Genomic DNA, 17,813 nt, shown 5'->3' with positions numbered 1-17,813 from the left:
GTGTGCTAGTTGTCTGTTAGGCAATAACTCTGTGCAAAGCGAGGTGTCAGTCAACGTGGCTGAAGGTGGCAAGACCCTAGTCATTGTGGAGTCCGCGACGAAGGCGAAGAAGATCCAGAAGTATCTGGGCGACGACTTTATTGTGGAAGCCTCCGTCGGCCACATCCGCGACCTGCCCGGCCGAGCCGCCGACATCCCCGCCAAGTACAAGAAGGAACCGTGGGCCAAACTCGGCGTCAACCCCGAGGACGGCTTCACACCCATCTACGTCGTCGACGCGGACAAGAAAAAGAAGGTCACCGACCTCAAATCCAAGCTCAAGCAGGCCGACAAGCTCCTGCTCGCGACAGACCCGGACCGCGAAGGCGAAGCGATCGCCTGGCACCTTCTGGAAACGCTCAAGCCGAAGGTGCCGGTGGAGCGCATGGTGTTCAACGAGATCACCGAATCCGCCATCCGCGAAGCCGCCGAAAACACCCGCGAGCTGGACATGGACCTCGTCGACGCGCAGGAAACCCGCCGCATCCTCGACCGCCTCTACGGCTACGAAGTCTCGCCGGTGCTGTGGAAGAAGGTCATGCCGCGCCTGTCCGCCGGCCGCGTCCAATCCGTGGCCACCCGCGTGATTGTCGAGCGCGAACGCGAGCGCATGGCGTTCATCCCGGCGGAGTACTGGGACCTGGTCGCGGAGTTGGAGAAGGGCGAAACCTTCGACGCGAAGCTCGTCGCGCTCGACGGCAAGCGCATCGCCCAGGGCCGCGACTTCGATGACCGGGGGCGGCTGAAGGGCGAGGCGGTGATCGTCGATAAGCAAAAGGCGCACTCGCTTGCCGACGCGCTGGGCACCGCGCCCATGCACGTCACCGCAGTGGAGGAGAAGCCGTACTCGCGTAAACCCTACGCGCCGTTTATGACCTCCACGCTGCAGCAGGAGGCCGGACGCAAGCTGCACTTCACCTCCGCGCGCACCATGCGCATTGCACAACGGCTGTACGAAAACGGCCACATCACCTACATGCGTACAGACTCCACCTCGCTGTCCAAGCAGGGCCTCGACGCCGCGCGCTCCGCCGCCCGCGAGCTGTACGGCGCCAATTACGTCACGGATGCGCCGCGCACCTACGACCGCAAGGTGAAAAACTCGCAGGAAGCCCACGAAGCCATCCGCCCCGCCGGCGAACGCTTCGCCACCCCCGGGCAGCTGGCTGGGGCTTTGGACGCCGAGGAGTTCAAACTCTACGAACTCATCTGGGCGCGCACCGTCGCATCCCAGATGCAAGACGCCCGCGGCACCTCGATGAAAGTCACCGTTCAAGGCGACGCCGACGGCGAGGCGTGCGAATTCGCCGCAACCGGCCGCACCGTCACCTTCCCCGGCTGGCTGCGCGCCTACTCCGACCGCCAAGCCAACGAAACCCGCCTGCCGCAGCTGGCCAAAGGCGACGAGCTGGCCACCAATAAGGTCACGGCAGATGGCCACTCCACCAACCCGCCGGCGCGCTACACCGAGGCATCGCTGGTGAAAAAGATGGAGGAGCTCGGCATCGGGCGTCCGTCCACCTACGCGTCGATTATCAAGACCATCCAGGACCGCGGCTACGTCGTCGCGCGCGGCAACGCCCTGGTGCCGTCGTGGGTCGCGTTCTCCGTGGTGGGCCTTTTGGAGAACAACTTCGACGCGCTCGTGGACTACGACTTCACCTCGTCCATGGAAGACGAGCTCGACGAGATCGCCCACGGCAACCAGGACCGCACCAAGTGGCTGTCCGGCTTCTACTTCGGCGACGCCGACGCGCGCGAATCCATGGCGCAGGCACTCGCGCGCCGCGGCGGGCTGAAGCACATGATCGAGGACAACCTCGAGTCCATCGACGCGCGCGCCGCGAACTCGCTGAAGCTTTTCGACGATGCCGAAGGCCGCCCCGTCATCGTCCGCGTCGGACGCTACGGGCCCTACATCGAGCGCGTCGTGGGCGAGAAGGACGGCGAGCCCGAGTACCAGCGTGCCAACCTGCCCGAATCCGCCACCCCGGACGAGATCACCCTGGAGATGGCGGAGAAGCTCTTCGCCACCCCGCAGTCCGGCCGCGAACTCGGCGTCAACCCCGCCAACGGACGCACGGTGGTGGCGAAGGAGGGCCGTTTCGGCCCGTACGTCACGGAGCTCGTGCGTGACGACGAGCGCGCCACCGCCGAAGCCCGCGCCGAGGAAGTCATCGCCGCGGAGCGCGCCGAGGAGGACGCTCAGCGCGCCGCAGAAGGCAAACGCGCGAAGAACTGGGAGACCAAGACGGCGGCGGCGCAGAAGGAAAAGCGAATGGCGCAGCTTGTCGACGAGCAGCTCAAGCCCGCCACCGCGTCACTGTTTTCCTCGATGGAGCCGTCGAGCGTCACCTTCGACGAGGCGATGCAGTTGCTGTCCCTGCCTCGCGAGGTTGGCGAGGACCCAGCGGACGGCGAGATGATCACCGCCCAGAACGGCCGCTACGGCCCGTACCTGAAGAAGGGCTCCGACTCGCGCTCGCTGGCTTCGGAGGACCAGATCTTCTCCATCACGCTGGAGGAGGCCCGCCGCATCTACGCCGAGCCGAAGCGCCGCGGACGCGCCGCCGCGAAGCCGCCGCTGAAGATGCTCGGCGACAACGACGTCTCCGGCAAGCCGATGACCATCAAGGACGGCCGCTTCGGCCCGTACGTCACCGACGGCGAAACCAACGCGTCCCTGCAGCGCGGCGACACCCCGGAAACCATGACGGACCAGCGCGCCAACGAGCTGCTCTCCGCCCGCCGCGCCCGCGAGGCCGAGGGCGGCGGCAAAAAGGCCACGAAGAAGAAGGCCGCGAAGAAGAAGGCGACCAAGAAGGCTGCCAAAAAGGCCACGAAGCCGAAGCAGACCACCAAGCGGGTGGTCAAGGCCCGCAAGCGCTAAAACTTCGCAACGTATACCGCGGTGGCGTGCTTGCGCCACCGCGTTTCGCGTTCTTGTGGACTACTGTGTTGCGGCGTCAACAATCGGCGGGGGTTATCCACAGATTTTTATTTGGCCCTTGTTCGGGGTTGCGGTGCCGCCATAGCTTCTGGGCCATGAACTTCACTGACTTTGTTTCCGCAGGCGTGGCCGTGCTCGCCGACTTCGACCGCGACGTAGCCATGGCCGCCGGCCTGTCCACCGGGCGGGTCCGCGACCTCGCCCGGGTGCACCACACCTACTTTGGCCCGACCCAGTTCACCCGCAAACAACGTGACGCCCTCGCCGCCGCCGAGGGTTTACCTATCGACCAGCTCGTGCACATCGAGAAGAAACTCCTCGCCGTCGAAGGGGCAGCCGAACGCTGGCGCATTAGGTTGGATTTGGTGCGCCACCGCGGCTCGTATAGGGCCCTGACCAAGCGCATCAAACGGTTGATCAAACAACCCGTCAAACCCGCCCCACCCTCGTGCAGGTTCAGCCGCTCGAAGGCAGGCATGCGCACCATGATCTTGACCTACAACGAGCGCGACCTCGCCGATCTCGAACACCTGCTGCGACAACTCATCGACGCCGACGACCCCGCCGCCGCCCAAATGGCCGACACGCTTATCGGGATCCTGCGCGACGGCAAGGGCGTGCCGAAGGCGAATTTCCGGCCGATCATCCTGGTGCCGATCGCCGACTGGGCCCGCATCCAATCAGGCCACGCAGACGAGGTCACCCTGATCTGCACCGACGGCACCACCATGACCGGAGCCGAATACATGGAGCACGAATTTGGCGACATACTCGAAGTCGCCGCGTTCCACCCCCAGGAAGGCCCGGTCAACCTGTACTACGGTAAGCGCTGCGCCAACGCGAAGCAGAAGGTCATGTCGAAGCTGCTCTGCCCGTCGTGTGCGTTTCCCGACTGCAAACACTCCGCAGAGACCACCCAAACCCACCACATCAACGCGTGGCGCTACGGGGGAATGACCAACATGGACAACCTCGCCGAACTGTGCCCCTTCCACAACGGGGTCAACGCCGACAACAGGCAAGGCCCGTTCGGCTACATCGACAACCCGAACGCGAGAATCCACTGGGTCGCACCCAACGGCACACGCGTCCCCATGACCACCCCGGGGGCGATGGAGCTGCTCTTCGACTAACCCGCCCACACACCGAAAACCCGCCCCAAAAGGGCGGGCACATCGGCATGCCCGCAACTAGGAGCGGTCGGCCATGGTGGAGCGCACCGGGCGCGCCAGCTGCGTCATCTTGCCGCGGCCGCGCAGCTCCACGGACTTCATCAGCGTCCAGCGCTGCTGCTCCACCTCGTTGGCCGCGCGCAGGGTTCCGGCGTTGGTCAGCACCAGGCCCGGGGTGTCCTTCGCCATGTCGGTCAGGCGCGCCGCGGCGTTGACGGCGTCGCCGATCACGGTGTACTCGAAGCGGTCCGAGCCGCCGATGTGGCCCGCCACTACATGCCCGGACGCCACACCGATGCCGGCGCGAAGCTCTTGGCCGGCCAAATCCCGCTGGAGTTCGCGGGCGGCTTGGAGGGCGTGCGAAGCGGCGTCGTGAAGCGAAACGGGTGCCCCGAACACCGCCAAGGCCGCATCGCCCTGGAACTTGTTAATCACGCCCTTGTTGCGGTGCACCACCTCGACAACGACGTCGAAGAAGTCGTTCAGCGCAGCGACAACCTCCTCCGGTGTGTGGTCCACGGCGTAGGTGGTGGAGCCGACGACGTCGATGAACAGCACCGCCACCTTGCGCTCCTCGCCGCCGAGCTCCGGGATCTCCTCCAGCGCCTTCTGCGCCACCTCCGCGCCGACGTACTGGCCGAAGATGTCGCGCACGCGCTGGCGGTCGCGCAGCCCCTTCATCATCTCGTTGAACCCGGCCTGCAACACGCCGATCTCGGAGCCGTCGTAAATGTCCACCTGCGTGTTCTGCTCGCCGCGGCGCACGCGGTTGATCGCGCCCTGCAGCTCCTTGATCGGGTCGGCCACACTCATGATCACCAGCGCGGTGCCCACGAAACCGGTGACCATGCCGGCGGTGATCAGCGCGACGATCGCGGAGGTGAGTTCGCCGACGTTGCCGGTGAAGTAGCCGTGGCGCTGCGCCACCGTCAGCAGTAAAACGCCCACCATCGGCACGGCGGAGGTGGTGAACCACGTCAGGTACAGCTGCCACTTGATCGGCGGCTGCAGCGTGGAGTCCTCGAAGCGGCGCGCCAGCGCGGAGGCGGCGATGGGGCGCACGAGGCGCTCGGCCTGCAGGTAGGTCAGCACGGCGGTGACGAAGGTGGTCAGCGAGGCGGTGGCGAGGACGACGGTGGCCAGACGGGCGTCGACACGCCAAGCCCCCACAGTGACGATCGCGGTGCCGATACCCCACACGCCCACCACAATGATGGTTTGCAGCACCGGCAGCCGCATGACCAGGTGGCGCACCATGTTCGGGTCGTGCCCGTCGGGGTGGCGCTGCCATTCCAGCACGGGCCGGAACAGGTACAGCGTGACCACCACGCCCAGCACCACGGCGATTGCCGCGTAGATCACGCCGATGGCGCCGAGCTGCCCGCCGAGGCCGAGTTCGCGCACTTCCGGCATGGGGATGAGGTAGCGCACGAACAGCATGCAGCCGATCGCGGCGATGACGTTGGTTCCCAGCACGGTCGCGGCGTACAGGGGCCATGACGTGCCCCAGAGCCACCGCAGCTCGCGCCAGAATCGTTTCATGGTGTATCACCTTAGCGCGCGGGTACTGTGATCATCCGTGACTACCCGTAGCGTCAGTGAGCGGCTTGCCGGTACTCCGGCGGTGCGCGAGACAATCATGTCGGCGGCCAAGGCTGCAAGGCTTGGCGACGGCTACGCCATGACCCACGCCTGGCTTTTCACCGGCCCTCCGGGAGCGGGCCGCTCGCAGGCCGCGTTGGCGTTCGCGGCGGCGCTGATGTGCACGGACCCGGTGGAGATCGGGTGCGGGCGCTGCGACGCGTGCCGGCTGGCGTTGGCGGGCACGCACACGGATCTGCTGCACGTGGTGCCGCAGCGGGTGAACATCCCGGTGGATTACGTGCGCCGCACGATCGTGCCGCAGGCGGCCCGCCTGCCGACGGTCGCCGCCTGGCGCGTCATCGTCATCGAAAACGCCGACCGGTTGAATACCGACGCCGCCGACGCGCTGCTGAAGACGGTGGAGGAGCCGCCGGAGCACACCGTGATCATCATGTGCGCCCCGTCGGCGGATCCGCAGGACTTCTCGCAGACGCTGCGCTCGCGCTGCCGCCACCTGTACGTGCCGGCGCCGACGGAGGACGAGGTTGTGCGCATCCTGGTCGAGGAGGAGGGCGCGACCGAGCACGACGCCCGGCTTGCCGCGGCCGCGACGATGCGGCACGTGGGGCGTGCGCGGCTGCTGGTGCGCTCGGACCAGGTGCAAAAGCGCCGCTCCATGGCGATCAACCTGGCGGAGCTGGTGTTCCACGGCGCGCAGGCGTTCCAGGCCGTCGGCGCGCTGGTCACGGCGGCGGAGAAAGAGGCCGTGGAGGCCCACAAGGCCGAGGACGAAGCCGAGCGCGCGAAGCTGGAAAACGCGCTCGGCATGGGCGCGAAGGGCAAAGGTGCGGGCAAGGCGTTGGGGGGCGTTGCGTCGTCGATAAAAGCGCTCGAAGAGGAGCAGAAGAAGCGCGGCACCCGCCGCAAGCGCGACATGTTCGACCTGGTCCTGGTGGACCTGGCGGGGGTGTACCGCGACGCCATGATCATCCAGTCCGGCGCCGGTCTTGCCCTGATCCACCCGGACTACGAGGGCTTGGCGCGAGAGATCGCGGAGCGCACCACCCCAGAAGGCCTGGTGGAGTGCCAGGAGGCCATCGCGCAGTGCCGCGAGCGGTTGACGCAGCAGGTGCAGCCGGCGGTGGCGTTTAACGGCATGCTCGGCCGGATCAGGCTCGCCTGCAAAGTGTCCTGAGCTGCCGGTTTCTCAGTTCCCCTCGGCTGCACTACACTTTCGCGGTGGTGCATCTTTGTATGCCCGGCCACTATAGCTCAGTCGGTAGAGCATCTCACTCGTAATGAGAAGGTCGCGAGTTCGATTCTCGCTGGTGGCTCAATTTTTTTGCCTTAAACCGGGCAGAAACCGCGGCACAACCTTGCCGACGGCGTTGCGCGGCAGCTCGTCGACGAAGTGCACGTCGCGGGGGATGGAGTGGTCGGCCAGGTGGGCGCGCACCCAGTCGCGCACCGCGTCGGCGGTGATGTCGGCGCTGCGAACCACCCACACGGCGATGCGCTTGAACATCTGCTCGTCGTCGACGCCGTGCGCGTACACTTCGCCGACACCCGGCATGTCCTCGAGCACTTCCACCACGGACTGCGGGTGGACGTTTTCGCCGCCGACGATGATCATGTCGTCGTTGCGCGACTGCACGTGCAGGTACCCGTCGTCGTCGAGGTAGCCGAGGTCGCCCATTTCCACCAGGCCGTCGATCTCCACCATCTCGGTCGCGGGGTTGGTGTAGCCGCGCAGCGCCGTTTCGTTGTACAGGAAGATGCGTCCGGTTTCGCCGGGGCGGACTTCGTTCCCTTGGTCGTCGTAAAGCTTGAGCACCGTGCCGGGCGGGACTTTGCCCACGGTGGTGGGGTCGGCCTGCATCTGCTCGGGCGAGGCGGCCGCGGCGAGGGCGAGTTCGGTGGAGCCGTAGATGTTGGCCAGGATCGGGCCGAAGCGCTCCGTGGTGCGGCGCAACAGCGCGGGGCTGACGGCGTTGCCGGCGGAGGCGAGGTAGCGCAGCGAGGACGTGTCGTAGCTTTCCTGCAGATCCAGCATCTGTTTGAAGAAGATGGGCGAGGAGATCAGCCCGTCGCAGCGGTAGCGCTGGATGTCGCGGAAGCAGGCGTCCGGGTCGAAGATGCGGCGGGTGACAATGGTCGAGCGCGTCGCCAGCGCCACCTGCAGGGCGGACCAGCCCCAGGTGTGGAAGATCGACGCGGTCAGTTGCACGGTGTCGCCCGCGCGCCACGGGATGGCCTCGAGGTAGCCGGCGACCACGAACGGCATGCGCGGTTCGGGCCGCACGATGCCTTTGGGGATGCCGGTGGTGCCGGAGCTCATCAGGACGAGGTTGCCGTGTTTCGGCCAGCGGGGCAGTTGCCTATCGACGTCCATCCGGACCACCTGCCCAATCGAAATCCCCTCGCCGCCGTCTTCGTGGGCGCGGACGATCGTGATGCCGTCGGTGTTGGCGGGGAGGCGGTCGGCGAATTCGTCGTCGATGAACAGGACGTTGATGTCGTTTTCGGCGAAGATGCCGGCGAGCTGCTCCGGCGAGGAGCCGATGTTGAGCAGGAAGATATGCGCACCTGCGTAGCCTTTGGCGGCCAGCGGCAGGATGATGCCGCGGCCGTTGCGTGCCATCACGCCGATGCGAAGCTCGTCCAGGCCGCGTTCGTCTTGCAGCGCGAGGAGCCATTTGGCCAGCGAGCGTGAGTCGTCGCGGAGTTGGCGGTAGGTGAGGACACCGGTGTCGTCGATAAGTGCGATGCGGTCCGGTGCGGCGGCGGCACCTTGTTCGACCTCGCGGGCGGTGGTGAACCAGTAGCGTGCGAGGTTGGGTGCGAGCGCGAGGGCTGCGCGGGGGCCGCCTTCGGCGCTGACGAAGCCGGCGCGTGTAACGGCGGGCACGAAGCGGGCGAAAGACTTGAGTAAGAACAGCGGACGATGGGTGGGTCGCATGTGGATAATGTAGCCTACTGTTACGCAAGTTCCCCCTGTGAAAGGATTTCGCCGTGTCATTTTCCCGCCGCATCGCCGCCGCCTTCGTTGCGGCGGCCACGCTTCTCGCCCCGCTCGCCCCGGCGGCGCAAGCGCAGGACCGCAACATGGTCATCTTCGGCGACTCTGTCATCTCCGACCCGAACATGGGCCAGTGGGCCGCAGGCAAGCTGGGGCTCGACCCGCGCGGGCGCTCCGACAACGGCACCTGGTGCCCGACCTCGCCGACGAACTGGGGCAAGCGCTCCGCCGCCAAGCTCGGCCTGGCCGCCCGCGACTACTCCTGCACCGGCGTGGTGACCATCTCCAAGGGCCCGGGCCTGTTCCAGCAGGTGGACCGCGCGATCGCGGACCGCGGCCTGTCCCCAGCGACCGCGCGCGTGATCATCTCCGTCGGCTTCAACGACACGTACAACAACACCTCGCGCCCGGATGCCGACATCCGCCGCGACTTCACCCGCTACATGGTCCCGCAGATCAACCGCATCCGCGCCGCCGCGCCGAACGCGCGCATCCAGATCGTGGGCTACCCGAAGATCACCGCCGGCGACCGCGTGTGCCTGTTCCACATCGCCCCGAACGTCTCCGATTGGACCCGCTTCCAAGACGTGCAGCGCTGGGAGAACCTCGCGCAGTGGATGCAGGTGGACACTGCCCGCGCCGCCGGCGTGGAGTTTTTGGACCTGAAACCCTCCACGTGGAACAACAACATGTGCGCCCCCGACAACACGCGCATGTGGGCCGGCCTGGTGGACTTCTACGGCGGCCCGGGCAACCTGCCCATCCACGTTAACCAGCGCGGACACGAGCACGTGGCAAACGTCATCGCCCGCTCGTAGTGTTGGGGGACATGACACAGACTGTTCAAGGCGTAATCGCCCGCGAAAAGGGCGCCCCGGTCGAGGTCGTGGACATTGTGATCCCCGAACCCGGCCCCAACGACGTCGTGGTCAAGGTCCAGGCCACCGGCGTGTGCCACACGGACCTGGCCTACCGCGACGGCGACATCGAGGACGCGTTCCCGTTCCTGCTCGGCCATGAGACGGCCGGCGTCGTGGAAACGATCGGCGAGGACGTCACCCACGTCCAAGAAGGCGACTTCGTGGTGCTGAACTGGCGCGCGGTGTGCGGCGAGTGCCGCGCCTGCCGCAAGGGCGACACGAAGAACTGCTTCAACACCCACAACGCCTCGCAGAGCATGACGCTTGACGACGGCACTCCGCTCACCCCCGCACTCGGCATCGGCTCCTTTGCAGAGAAGACCCTCGTGCACGAAAAGCAGTGCACGAAGGTCGACCCGGAGGCCGACCCGGCAGCGGCCGGCCTGCTCGGCTGTGGCATCATGGCCGGCCTCGGCGCCGCCGTGAACACCGGCGACGTGCAGCGCGGCGAGTCCGTGGTCGTGTTCGGCCTCGGCGGTGTCGGGCTTGCGGCTGTGGCCGGTGCCGCGTTGGCGGGGGCGACGACGGTGGTGGCTGTAGACGTCGATAAGCGAAAGTGCGACGTTGCCACCGAGAAGTTCGGCGCCACCCACGCCATCTGCGCCAAGGACATGGGCGAGGACGAGGTGATCGAGGCCGTGCGCGAGCTCACCGGCGGCTTCGGCGCCGACGTGGCCATCGACGCGGTGGGCATCCAGCCCACCTGGCGCCAGGCGTTCTACTCCCGCGATCTCGCCGGCCGCATGGTCATGGTCGGCGTGCCCAACCAGACGGACCACGTGGACATCCCCGCGATCGACCTGTACGCCCGCGGCGGCTCCATCAAGCCGGCCTGGTACGGCGACTGCCTGCCGGAGCGCGACTTCCCCACGTACGTGGAGCTGTACAAGCAGGGCCGCTTCCCGTTGGGCGAGTTCGTCTCCGAGCGCATCGGCGTGGGCGACATCGAGGAATCCTTCGCCAAGATGAAGCGCGGCGACGTGCTGCGAAGCGTGGTGGAGTTCTAATGCGCATCGACAACGTCGTCACCTCCGGCCTGTTCAAGCTCGACGGCGGCGAGTGGGAGGTGGACAACAACGTCTGGATCGCCGGCGACGACTCCGAGGTCTACATCATCGACGCCGCCCACAACGCCGAAGCCATCGCCGAGGCGGTGGGCAACCGCCGCGTCAAGGGCATCCTGGCCACCCACGGCCACTCCGACCACATCGACGCCGCGCCCGAGCTGTCGCGGCTTGTCGACGCCCCGGTGTACCTGCATCCAACCGACGGGTTCCTCTGGCAGCGCCAGAACCCGGGCGCGCACTACCGCCAGCTTCTCGACGGCGCCACGTTCACCATCGCCGGCACCGACCTGCGCGTCATGTCCACCCCGGGCCACTCACCGGGCTCTGTGGTCATCTACGCCGAGGAAGCCGGCGAACTGTTCTCCGGCGACACCCTGTTCCAGGGCGGGCCGGGCGCGACGGGCCGGTCGTTCTCCTCGTTCGACACCATCATCCGCTCCCTGCAGAAATCCGTTTTGGACCTGCCGGCGGAGACGGTGGTGCGCACCGGCCACGGCGACCACACCACCATCGGCGCGGAAGCCCCGCACCTGGAGGAGTGGATCCGCCGCGGCTTCTAGCGCTCCGCGTCCGCGTCCTGCTCCGGCGCCTGCGCGTTCTGCAACGCGACGGCGCGGGCCAGGCGGGCGTAGCGCAACTCCTGCTCGCGGAAACGCGTCCACGTGGAGACGGTGACGAAGAAGAAAGCCACCACCAGCACGTACAGCATCAGGTCGGTGCCGCGCGCCACGCCCAGCCAGTTCGCCACGACGGTCACATCGTCGGGGCGGGCAATCGCCCACACCGCCGCCACCATCATGAGGGCGAAGCCGATTTTTACCCAGGCTTTGGCGTTAGCTTTGCGTCGATTAGCAAAGAAGTACCAGGCCAACGCGACAACCGCGAGCAGCAACAACGCCTGAATCATGGCAACCTCCTTGCAACGAGCCCGTCGGCGAGGATGTTCACGCCGTTGATCAGCGACTGGCCCTTCGACATCGAGTACTCCGTGTAAAGGATGTCCACCGGCTCCTCGTCCACGCGCCAGCCGTGTTTCTCGATCATGGAGACGATCTCCGAGGCGTGCGACATCCCGTTCATGCGGATGTTCATCTCCTCGGCCACCTTGCGGTTGAACGCGCGCAACCCGTTGTGCGCGTCCGTGAGCCCGAGTTTCTTCGTGCGCGGCGAGAGCATCACCACCGTCTTGAGCACCGCCCGCTTGATCCACGGCACCTGCGAATTGTCCTGGCCGGCGAAACGCGTGCCGACGATGATGTCCAACGGCTCAGTGCGCAGCCGCTCGATCATGCGCACGACGTCTTTTTCCTGGTGCTGGCCGTCCGCGTCGAAGGTGACAAAGTACTGCGCGCCCGGCTGTTTGCGGGCGTACTCCACGCCGGTTTGGATCGCCGCGCCCTGGCCCAGGTTGACCGGGTGGTCCACTAGGTGGGCGCCGGCGGCGCGAATCTGCTCCGCGGAGTTGTCGACGGAGCCGTCGTTGACGCCCACGATGTTGGGGAACGTCTCGCGCGCGTGCGTGAGCACGTCGAAGATGACCGTGCCCTCGTTGTAGCAAGGCACGATCAGCCAAGTGTCTGAAAATCCGCTCATGTCGGAAGTTAGGTTACCTCCCGCGGTGGAACAAAGCGGCGTACACGCGCCGGAGCAAACCTGTGGGTAGCGCGCGGTACGCGGTGCGCGCCGCCAGGTTGAACGCGGCCCGCGGGCGCGAAATCAGCCCGTAGGAGACCAGGTTGCGCTGCATTTTCGCCTCCGCGGCGAGCATCTCGCGGCCGGTGCGGCGGGCGAACTGCGCGTCGGTGACCTGGAAGTCTGTCAGCGACTCGGGCAGGTTGCGCACCTGCCAGCCGTCGGCGATCAGGCGCGCGTAGAGGTCGTAGTCCTCCATGAAGTGCACGTCCTGGTACCCACCGACCTCCTTGACCGCTCGCGTGCGCAGCATCACCGAGGGGTTGTTCACCGGCGAGTTCATCTTCGCGTAGGCGTGCGGGTTCTCCGGCAGGGCGCGCACCCTCCCGGTGTCGCCCGGGGTCTGCGCGAACTCCTCGACGGCGCTGCCCAGCGCGCCGACCTCCGGGTGCGCCTCCAAATACTCCAGCTGCCGGGCGAAGCGCTCGGGTTTCGCGGCGTCGTCGGAGTCCAACCGCGCGGTGTATTCGGAATCGATCGTGGCCAGCCCGGCTTGCGACGCCGGGCCCGCGCCCACATTCTCCGGCAGCCAAATCACCCGGGCATCTTGCTTTGCGACGACCTCCCGCACCCCCTCACCCACCGGCCCGTCAGCCACAATGACCAGCTCATCCGCCGGCCGCGTCTGTGCCTGCAGGGAGTCGAGGGCGCGCTGCAGATCGTGCGCGTCGGTGCCGTGGTAGACGGTCACCAGTGCCGTAATCCTCGCCATTGTCTACGCGGCGCTGTTGTCGAGGTACTGCGACAGCGCCGCTTCAATGACCGACAAGTCGCTGGTTCCTTCTTTGCGCGCCCGCGCCTGCACCCGCTCGGCGAGCGCCGGCGGCAGCATGTCCACCAGGCCGGGGCCCCAGGACACTTCGGCGCTGCGAATGCGCTCGTCCGACCAGCCCCGCTCGAAATCCTCAGCGGTGCGCATTTCTTCAGGGGTCATTGCGCTCACATTCCTTCCAAGTAACGTTTACGGGCCGGCATGGCGTGGAAAATCTTCTCTGAGCCATCAGCGTATATTTCACCGCCAATTTCTAACAGCCTTGCCTGGGAATCGAACCCGATACGGATGACCTTGAGTGGGTCATCCCGTTCGACGAATTGCTTCACATAACGCTTCCACGCCTGGAGGATGTCATCAGAGCTCGCCCCGTGCTTATGTGCGGACGGCAAGATCCGCGGCGAGTTCTTCTGCATTGTCTAGTCCCTTGCTGCGTCGATGAGGTAGCGGCCGTAGCCGGATTTCAACACCTGCTCGCCTAGGGCCTCCAGCTGCGCGGCGTCGATGAAGCCCTCGCGGTAAGCCGCCACCTCCGGCGAGCCGATGACGGTGCCGGTGCGCTTCTGCAGCACCTCGACGTAGGCGCTGGCCTCGCTCATCGAGTCGATGGTGCCGGTGTCCAGCCACACGTCCCCGCGGTGCAGGCGGTGCACCTTCAGGTCGCCGCGGCGCAGGTACGCCTCGTTGACGGAGGTAATCTCCAGCTCCCCGCGCGCCGACGGTGCGATGGATTTGGCGATCTCTACGACGTCGTTGTCGTAGAAGTACAGCCCCACCACAGCGAAGTTGGACTTCGGCGCCTCCGGTTTCTCCTCGATGGACAGCGCGGTGCCGGAGGTGTCGAACTCGACCACGCCGTAGCGCTGCGGGTCCGAGACCTCGTAGGCGAAGATCGCCCCGCCGTCGATGTCGCGCACACGCCCGAGCGCCTCCGAGATGCCGTTGCCGTCGAAGATGTTGTCGCCGAGCACGAGCGCCACCGAGCCGTCGCCGATGAACTCCTCTCCGATCAAAAACGCCTGCGCCAGCCCCTCTGGGCGAGGTTGTTCGGCGTAGTGGAGCATGACGCCGAGACGTGAGCCGTCGCCAAGCAATCGCTCGAAGTTCGGCCGGTCCTCCGGCGTGGTGATGATCAAAATCTCGCGAATACCCGCGCTGATCAGGGTGGATAGCGGGTAGTAGATCATCGGCTTGTCGTAGATGGGCATGAGCTGCTTTGAGATGCCCTGGGTGATCGGGTACAGGCGCGTGCCCGAGCCGCCAGCGAGGATGATGCCCTTCATGACAGGGAAGTCTAGCTACCGCAGCGCGACGTAGAGCGCCAGCGCCGCGCGCCAGTTCGTCGGGCTGAAACCCGCGGCTGTGATCTTGTCCAGCGCCAGGGTGGATTCGCGCGGGCGCGGCGCTTCCACGCCGAATTCGGCGCCGTACTGCTCGGTGGTCACGGGGTGGACGTCCGCGGGGTCGCCGCCGACGGCCACAAACACGGCCATGGCGATCTCGTCGCGCGTGACTGTGTCGCCGTCGGAGGTGATGTTGTACACGCCGTACTCCGCACCCGTGTCGAGCAGGTGCGCGATGCCTTTCGCCAGGTCTTCGGCCCAGGTGGGGCGCCCGCGCTGGTCGCACACGACCTTCGGCGCGACGCCCTTGTCCGCGAGGTCGGCCATCACGGACATGAAGTTGCGGCCGTCGCCGAACACCCAGCTCGTGCGCACCACGTAATGCTTCCGCGCCACCTGCGCCGCTGTGTCGCCCGCGGCCTTCGACGCGCCGTACGTGCTCAGCGGTGACGGCACCTCCGCCTCGTCGTGCACCTCGACGCTGCCGTCGAAGATGTAGTCGGAGGAGACATGCACCAACGTCAGGTCGTGGGCATTGCTTATCGACGCAAGCTCCGCCGGCGCCGCCGCATTCACCGCCCATGCCCCGGCCCGGTCGTCCTCCGCGCCGTTGACGTCGTTGTAGGCGGCGCAGTTCACGATGGCCCAGTAGTCCGCCCAGTCGATGCTGGGCGGGTTCGTTATGTCGAACTCGTCGTGGCTCACGAAGTGGGCCTGATCCTCGGGCCAAATCTGGCGCAGCGCGCGCCCTAACTGGCCGTTGGCGCCGGTGACGAGGATGCGGCGTGGGGGGAGCGGAGTGGCGTCGATAAGCATGGGGTGCTCGAGGTCCTTGGCGGACAGCTCGGTGGGCTCGAGCGGCCAGTCGACTTCTTTGTAGGAGCAGAACGCGCCGCCGGGGGAGTAGCGCTGGTTGACCAGGTAGATGTAGGTGGTGTTGTCCTCGAGCGCCTGGAAGCCGTTGGCCACGCCGCGCGGGACGTATACGGCGGTGTCCGGCCCGATCTCGCAGGTGAACTTCTCCCCAAACGTGGCGGAGCCTTCGCGCATGTCCACCCACGCGCCGAACACGCGGCCGGTGGCCACGGAGACCCACTTGTCCCACGGCTCGGCGTGCATGCCGCGGGTCGCACCCCGCCGGGCGTTGAAGCTGACGTTGTGCTGCTTCGGGGTGAGTTTTTGGCCGGACCAGTTCTCTTTGAACCAGCCGCGGTTGTCTTCGTGGACGGTGAGCCGGTGGACCTCGAGGCCGTCGATGGTGGGGTTGTTGCTATTCACGATGGATGATTAGAACCCCAGAAGCTTCCGCGTTGTTCGTGCATTGGATTCTGCCCGCTTCCGGGCTTTCTCGGCATTGACTCTGCGACTGGCTTCAAGACGCTGACGGCGAGCATCAACGGTTTTTTGGTCCAGTCGTATCGCCTTAGGCGAAAAATTGGTGCTCATGTAACTCACTCCTTCATGGTTCACGGCCGGTCCGCTGCATCTCGGAACGCTGCAAGCAAGCGCGCAATAGTCAAAAGATTGGATTCGTCTCGTTCGTCGAAGTCCATGCTCATCGTGGTGTCTACGGTGAGCAAACCATACGCCAGGCTACCACCTGATCCCGACACTGAAGCCGAGACGAAGCTGCGGTACTTCCTCCCAGAAATACCGTTTTGACGTTCGGTTTCTGCGTCAGATCTAACGAGCACCAACATTCTCTGAAACCGTTCTTCACCCACTTTATGGGTCCGGGGCAGGTCGTCGTCGCACCCAGAGTAGGACTTAGGGACTAGCGTCTCGTCCCCGTTCTCATCCTCGCCGTGCTCGAAATAGATCACTCTCGGGTTGAATGCTCCAAAAACTTCTTCTGCCAGTGCGTTTGTAAGCTCATCGCAAGCGCTTTCATACGCGTCGATTCGATCCTGTTTGTCTAATTGGTCAGACACCGGCAGTTTCGCAATGGAAAAGGCAGCAAGTTGGTTTGTAGCGAATTCGCGTTCATGCTTGGACTCGTTTTCCTCGCGCTGCCAGCGCTCGTGAGTAGTTGAGACAGCTAGCGGGCCGACACCGACGAGAAGCAGCAGCGCTCCGATCCAGAAGGAACCAACACCTATTAGCTCTCCCAGCGAGTGGTTTGCGGCTGCGGCGGACAGGAAAATTCCTCCTACCAGGGTGAAAATCCACGGCCCGACGGTTACAAAGAATACCTCTGCTGTAAGCAGAAGCCTTCGCCGATGCCTCATGTCGCCCCCCCTTTTTCTGCAGGTCAGTGTATCACTGCCCCCGCTGCGCGTACCCGCGTTCAATGCCTGCCTTATCGTTTTCCCACCACCAGCGGTTGTCGGTGTACCAGGCGATGGTCTGCTCCAGCCCGCTGCGCAGGTCCGTGTGCTTCGGCGCCCAGCCGAGCTCGCGGCGCAGCTTAGTGGCGTCCATGGTGTAGCGCTGGTCGTGGCCGGGGCGGTCGGCGACGTGGACGTATTCGCCGCCCATGAGCTCGCAGATGGTCTCGATGACCTGCTTGTTCGTGACGTGAGCGTCACCGGAGCCGGGCGAGCTCGCGCCGATGTTGTAGGTCTCGCCGATGCAACCGCGCTCCAAAATCGCCAGCACGGCGTCGTTGTGGTCGTCCACGTGGATCCAGTCGCGCACCTGCGCACCGGTGCCGTAGAGCTTGGCGGGCTGGCCGGTGAGGATGTTGGTGATCTGGCGCGGGATGAACTTCTCTATGTGCTGGTAAGGCCCGTAGTTGTTGGAGCAGTTCGAGATCGTCGCGCGCACCCCGAACGAGCGCACCCAGGCGCGCACGAGGTGGTCGGAGCCGGCCTTCGTCGCTGAGTAGGGCGAGGAGGGGTTGTACGGCGTGGTCTCGGTGAACGCGTCAGTGCCGCCGAGCTCGAGGTCGCCGAACACTTCGTCGGTGGAGATGTGGTGCAGGCGCTTATCACTCTTGCGCACCGCCTCCAGCAGTGCAAACGTGCCGACAAGGTTGCTGTGCACGAACGCGGACGGGTCACGCAGCGAGTTGTCGTTGTGCGATTCGGCGGCGAAGTGGATGACGGTGTCGTTGGCGGCCACGAGCTCGTCGATAAGCGATTGCTCGCAGATGTCCCCCTCGACGAACTCGATGCCCTCGGGCAGGTTCGCGCGGGTGCCTGCGTAGGTGAGCTTGTCCACGACGGTGACGCGGAAGCTTTGCGACGCCTGCCGGACAAAATTCGCCCCAATGAACCCCGCACCGCCAGTGACAAGCAAACGTTCCATGGCCAG

General features: G+C 65.8%; 17 protein-coding genes and 1 tRNA gene. 7 read left to right on the top strand and 11 right to left on the bottom strand.

The window, feature by feature from the left end; all coding sequences use genetic code 11:
- Positions 1-55: 55 nt before the first annotated feature.
- Together topA and ACF3NP_RS09275 are read left to right on the top strand one after the other, a co-directional pair.
- Positions 56-2,929, top strand: a complete 2,874-nt coding sequence (gene topA / locus ACF3NP_RS09280) for a type I DNA topoisomerase (RefSeq protein WP_181890096.1) — start codon at positions 56-58, stop codon at positions 2,927-2,929.
- Between the two features lie 155 nt (positions 2,930-3,084).
- Entirely contained in the window at positions 3,085-4,122 is a 1,038-nt protein-coding gene (locus ACF3NP_RS09275; RefSeq protein ID WP_181890095.1) for an HNH endonuclease signature motif containing protein, read from the top strand.
- Between the two features lie 57 nt (positions 4,123-4,179).
- Here ACF3NP_RS09275 and ACF3NP_RS09270 read toward each other — a convergent pair whose 3' ends face one another.
- Positions 4,180-5,703 (bottom strand): adenylate/guanylate cyclase domain-containing protein, encoded by a 1,524-nt coding sequence (locus ACF3NP_RS09270; RefSeq protein ID WP_181890094.1) that lies wholly within the window; start codon positions 5,701-5,703, stop codon positions 4,180-4,182.
- A gap of 37 nt (positions 5,704-5,740) precedes the next feature.
- On the opposite strand from ACF3NP_RS09270, the gene ACF3NP_RS09265 reads away from it, so the two are divergent.
- Positions 5,741-6,940: a DNA polymerase III subunit delta' gene (locus tag ACF3NP_RS09265; RefSeq protein ID WP_181890093.1), complete on the top strand. Its 1,200-nt coding sequence runs from the start codon at positions 5,741-5,743 to the stop codon at positions 6,938-6,940.
- Positions 6,941-7,006: 66 nt separating this feature from the next.
- A tRNA-Thr gene (locus ACF3NP_RS09260) sits at positions 7,007-7,079 on the top strand.
- Here ACF3NP_RS09260 and ACF3NP_RS09255 read toward each other — a convergent pair.
- The gene (locus ACF3NP_RS09255; protein ID WP_181890092.1) at positions 7,079-8,704 is read right to left on the bottom strand and encodes an AMP-binding protein; all 1,626 of its coding nucleotides are present in this window, start codon (positions 8,702-8,704) and stop codon (positions 7,079-7,081) included. The two genes, ACF3NP_RS09260 and ACF3NP_RS09255, sit on opposite strands and share 1 nt — an antisense overlap.
- 53 nt (positions 8,705-8,757) lie before the next feature.
- Here ACF3NP_RS09255 and ACF3NP_RS09250 point away from each other — a divergent pair, with 53 nt between their 5' ends.
- Genes ACF3NP_RS09250 through ACF3NP_RS09240 form a run of 3 tightly spaced genes read left to right on the top strand, consistent with a single transcriptional unit; the run spans position 8,758 to position 11,311 of the window.
- Positions 8,758-9,582, top strand: coding sequence for a GDSL-type esterase/lipase family protein (locus ACF3NP_RS09250; protein ID WP_338026669.1), 825 nt, complete (start codon positions 8,758-8,760; stop codon positions 9,580-9,582).
- 11 nt (positions 9,583-9,593) lie between these two features.
- The gene (locus ACF3NP_RS09245; RefSeq protein ID WP_181890091.1) at positions 9,594-10,691 is read left to right on the top strand and encodes an S-(hydroxymethyl)mycothiol dehydrogenase; all 1,098 of its coding nucleotides are present in this window, start codon (positions 9,594-9,596) and stop codon (positions 10,689-10,691) included.
- Entirely contained in the window at positions 10,691-11,311 is a 621-nt protein-coding gene (locus ACF3NP_RS09240) for an MBL fold metallo-hydrolase (protein WP_181890090.1), read from the top strand. The genes ACF3NP_RS09245 and ACF3NP_RS09240 overlap by 1 nt, the downstream gene beginning before the upstream one ends.
- Here ACF3NP_RS09240 and ACF3NP_RS09235 read toward each other — a convergent pair.
- From ACF3NP_RS09235 to rfbB, 9 genes are all read right to left on the bottom strand, one after another.
- A complete protein-coding gene (locus ACF3NP_RS09235) occupies positions 11,308-11,658 on the bottom strand; it encodes a DUF2304 domain-containing protein (RefSeq protein WP_181890089.1) in 351 nt (116 codons plus the stop codon). The two genes, ACF3NP_RS09240 and ACF3NP_RS09235, sit on opposite strands and share 4 nt — an antisense overlap.
- Entirely contained in the window at positions 11,655-12,344 is a 690-nt protein-coding gene (locus ACF3NP_RS09230; RefSeq protein WP_181890088.1) for a glycosyltransferase family 2 protein, read from the bottom strand. Before ACF3NP_RS09230 ends, ACF3NP_RS09235 begins: the two co-directional genes overlap by 4 nt.
- Positions 12,345-12,357: 13 nt before the next feature.
- Positions 12,358-13,134: a glycosyltransferase gene (locus tag ACF3NP_RS09225; RefSeq protein ID WP_392398638.1), complete on the bottom strand. Its 777-nt coding sequence runs from the start codon at positions 13,132-13,134 to the stop codon at positions 12,358-12,360.
- 24 nt (positions 13,135-13,158) lie between these two features.
- On the bottom strand, positions 13,159-13,377 hold the full coding sequence (locus ACF3NP_RS09220) for a hypothetical protein (RefSeq protein ID WP_181890086.1): 219 nt from the start codon (positions 13,375-13,377) through the stop codon (positions 13,159-13,161).
- A 5-nt stretch (positions 13,378-13,382) separates the two neighbouring features.
- Entirely contained in the window at positions 13,383-13,631 is a 249-nt protein-coding gene (locus ACF3NP_RS09215) for a toxin (protein ID WP_181890085.1), read from the bottom strand.
- 3 nt (positions 13,632-13,634) lie between these two features.
- The gene (rfbA, locus tag ACF3NP_RS09210) at positions 13,635-14,498 is read right to left on the bottom strand and encodes a glucose-1-phosphate thymidylyltransferase RfbA (RefSeq protein ID WP_181890084.1); all 864 of its coding nucleotides are present in this window, start codon (positions 14,496-14,498) and stop codon (positions 13,635-13,637) included.
- A 15-nt stretch (positions 14,499-14,513) separates the two neighbouring features.
- Complete coding sequence (locus ACF3NP_RS09205; RefSeq protein WP_181890083.1) at positions 14,514-15,836, bottom strand: sugar nucleotide-binding protein; 1,323 nt, start codon at positions 15,834-15,836, stop codon at positions 14,514-14,516.
- Between the two features lie 188 nt (positions 15,837-16,024).
- On the bottom strand, positions 16,025-16,786 hold the full coding sequence (locus ACF3NP_RS09200; RefSeq protein WP_181890082.1) for a hypothetical protein: 762 nt from the start codon (positions 16,784-16,786) through the stop codon (positions 16,025-16,027).
- Between the two features lie 31 nt (positions 16,787-16,817).
- The gene (rfbB, locus tag ACF3NP_RS09195) at positions 16,818-17,807 is read right to left on the bottom strand and encodes a dTDP-glucose 4,6-dehydratase (RefSeq protein ID WP_181890081.1); all 990 of its coding nucleotides are present in this window, start codon (positions 17,805-17,807) and stop codon (positions 16,818-16,820) included.
- Positions 17,808-17,813: the final 6 nt, after the last annotated feature.

This window comes from Corynebacterium lehmanniae, from assembly GCF_043161975.1.
GTDB lineage: Bacteria > Actinomycetota > Actinomycetes > Mycobacteriales > Mycobacteriaceae > Corynebacterium > Corynebacterium lehmanniae.
The sequence above is the reverse complement of the archived record's forward strand: the minus strand, read 5'-3'. Positions and strand labels throughout refer to the sequence as shown.

Coding starts and splice junctions, on each gene's coding strand:
- ACF3NP_RS09275 (WP_181890095.1), top strand. CDS start 3,085: ATGAACTTCACTGACTTTGTTTCCGCAGGCGTGGCCGTGCTCGCCGAC.
- ACF3NP_RS09270 (WP_181890094.1), bottom strand. CDS start 5,703: ATGAAACGATTCTGGCGCGAGCTGCGGTGGCTCTGGGGCACGTCATGG.
- ACF3NP_RS09255 (WP_181890092.1), bottom strand. CDS start 8,704: ATGCGACCCACCCATCGTCCGCTGTTCTTACTCAAGTCTTTCGCCCGC.
- ACF3NP_RS09245 (WP_181890091.1), top strand. CDS start 9,594: ATGACACAGACTGTTCAAGGCGTAATCGCCCGCGAAAAGGGCGCCCCG.
- ACF3NP_RS09240 (WP_181890090.1), top strand. CDS start 10,691: ATGCGCATCGACAACGTCGTCACCTCCGGCCTGTTCAAGCTCGACGGC.
- ACF3NP_RS09235 (WP_181890089.1), bottom strand. CDS start 11,658: ATGATTCAGGCGTTGTTGCTGCTCGCGGTTGTCGCGTTGGCCTGGTAC.
- ACF3NP_RS09230 (WP_181890088.1), bottom strand. CDS start 12,344: ATGAGCGGATTTTCAGACACTTGGCTGATCGTGCCTTGCTACAACGAG.
- ACF3NP_RS09220 (WP_181890086.1), bottom strand. CDS start 13,377: ATGACCCCTGAAGAAATGCGCACCGCTGAGGATTTCGAGCGGGGCTGG.
- ACF3NP_RS09215 (WP_181890085.1), bottom strand. CDS start 13,631: ATGCAGAAGAACTCGCCGCGGATCTTGCCGTCCGCACATAAGCACGGG.
- rfbA (WP_181890084.1), bottom strand. CDS start 14,498: ATGAAGGGCATCATCCTCGCTGGCGGCTCGGGCACGCGCCTGTACCCG.
- ACF3NP_RS09200 (WP_181890082.1), bottom strand. CDS start 16,786: ATGAGGCATCGGCGAAGGCTTCTGCTTACAGCAGAGGTATTCTTTGTA.
- rfbB (WP_181890081.1), bottom strand. CDS start 17,807: ATGGAACGTTTGCTTGTCACTGGCGGTGCGGGGTTCATTGGGGCGAAT.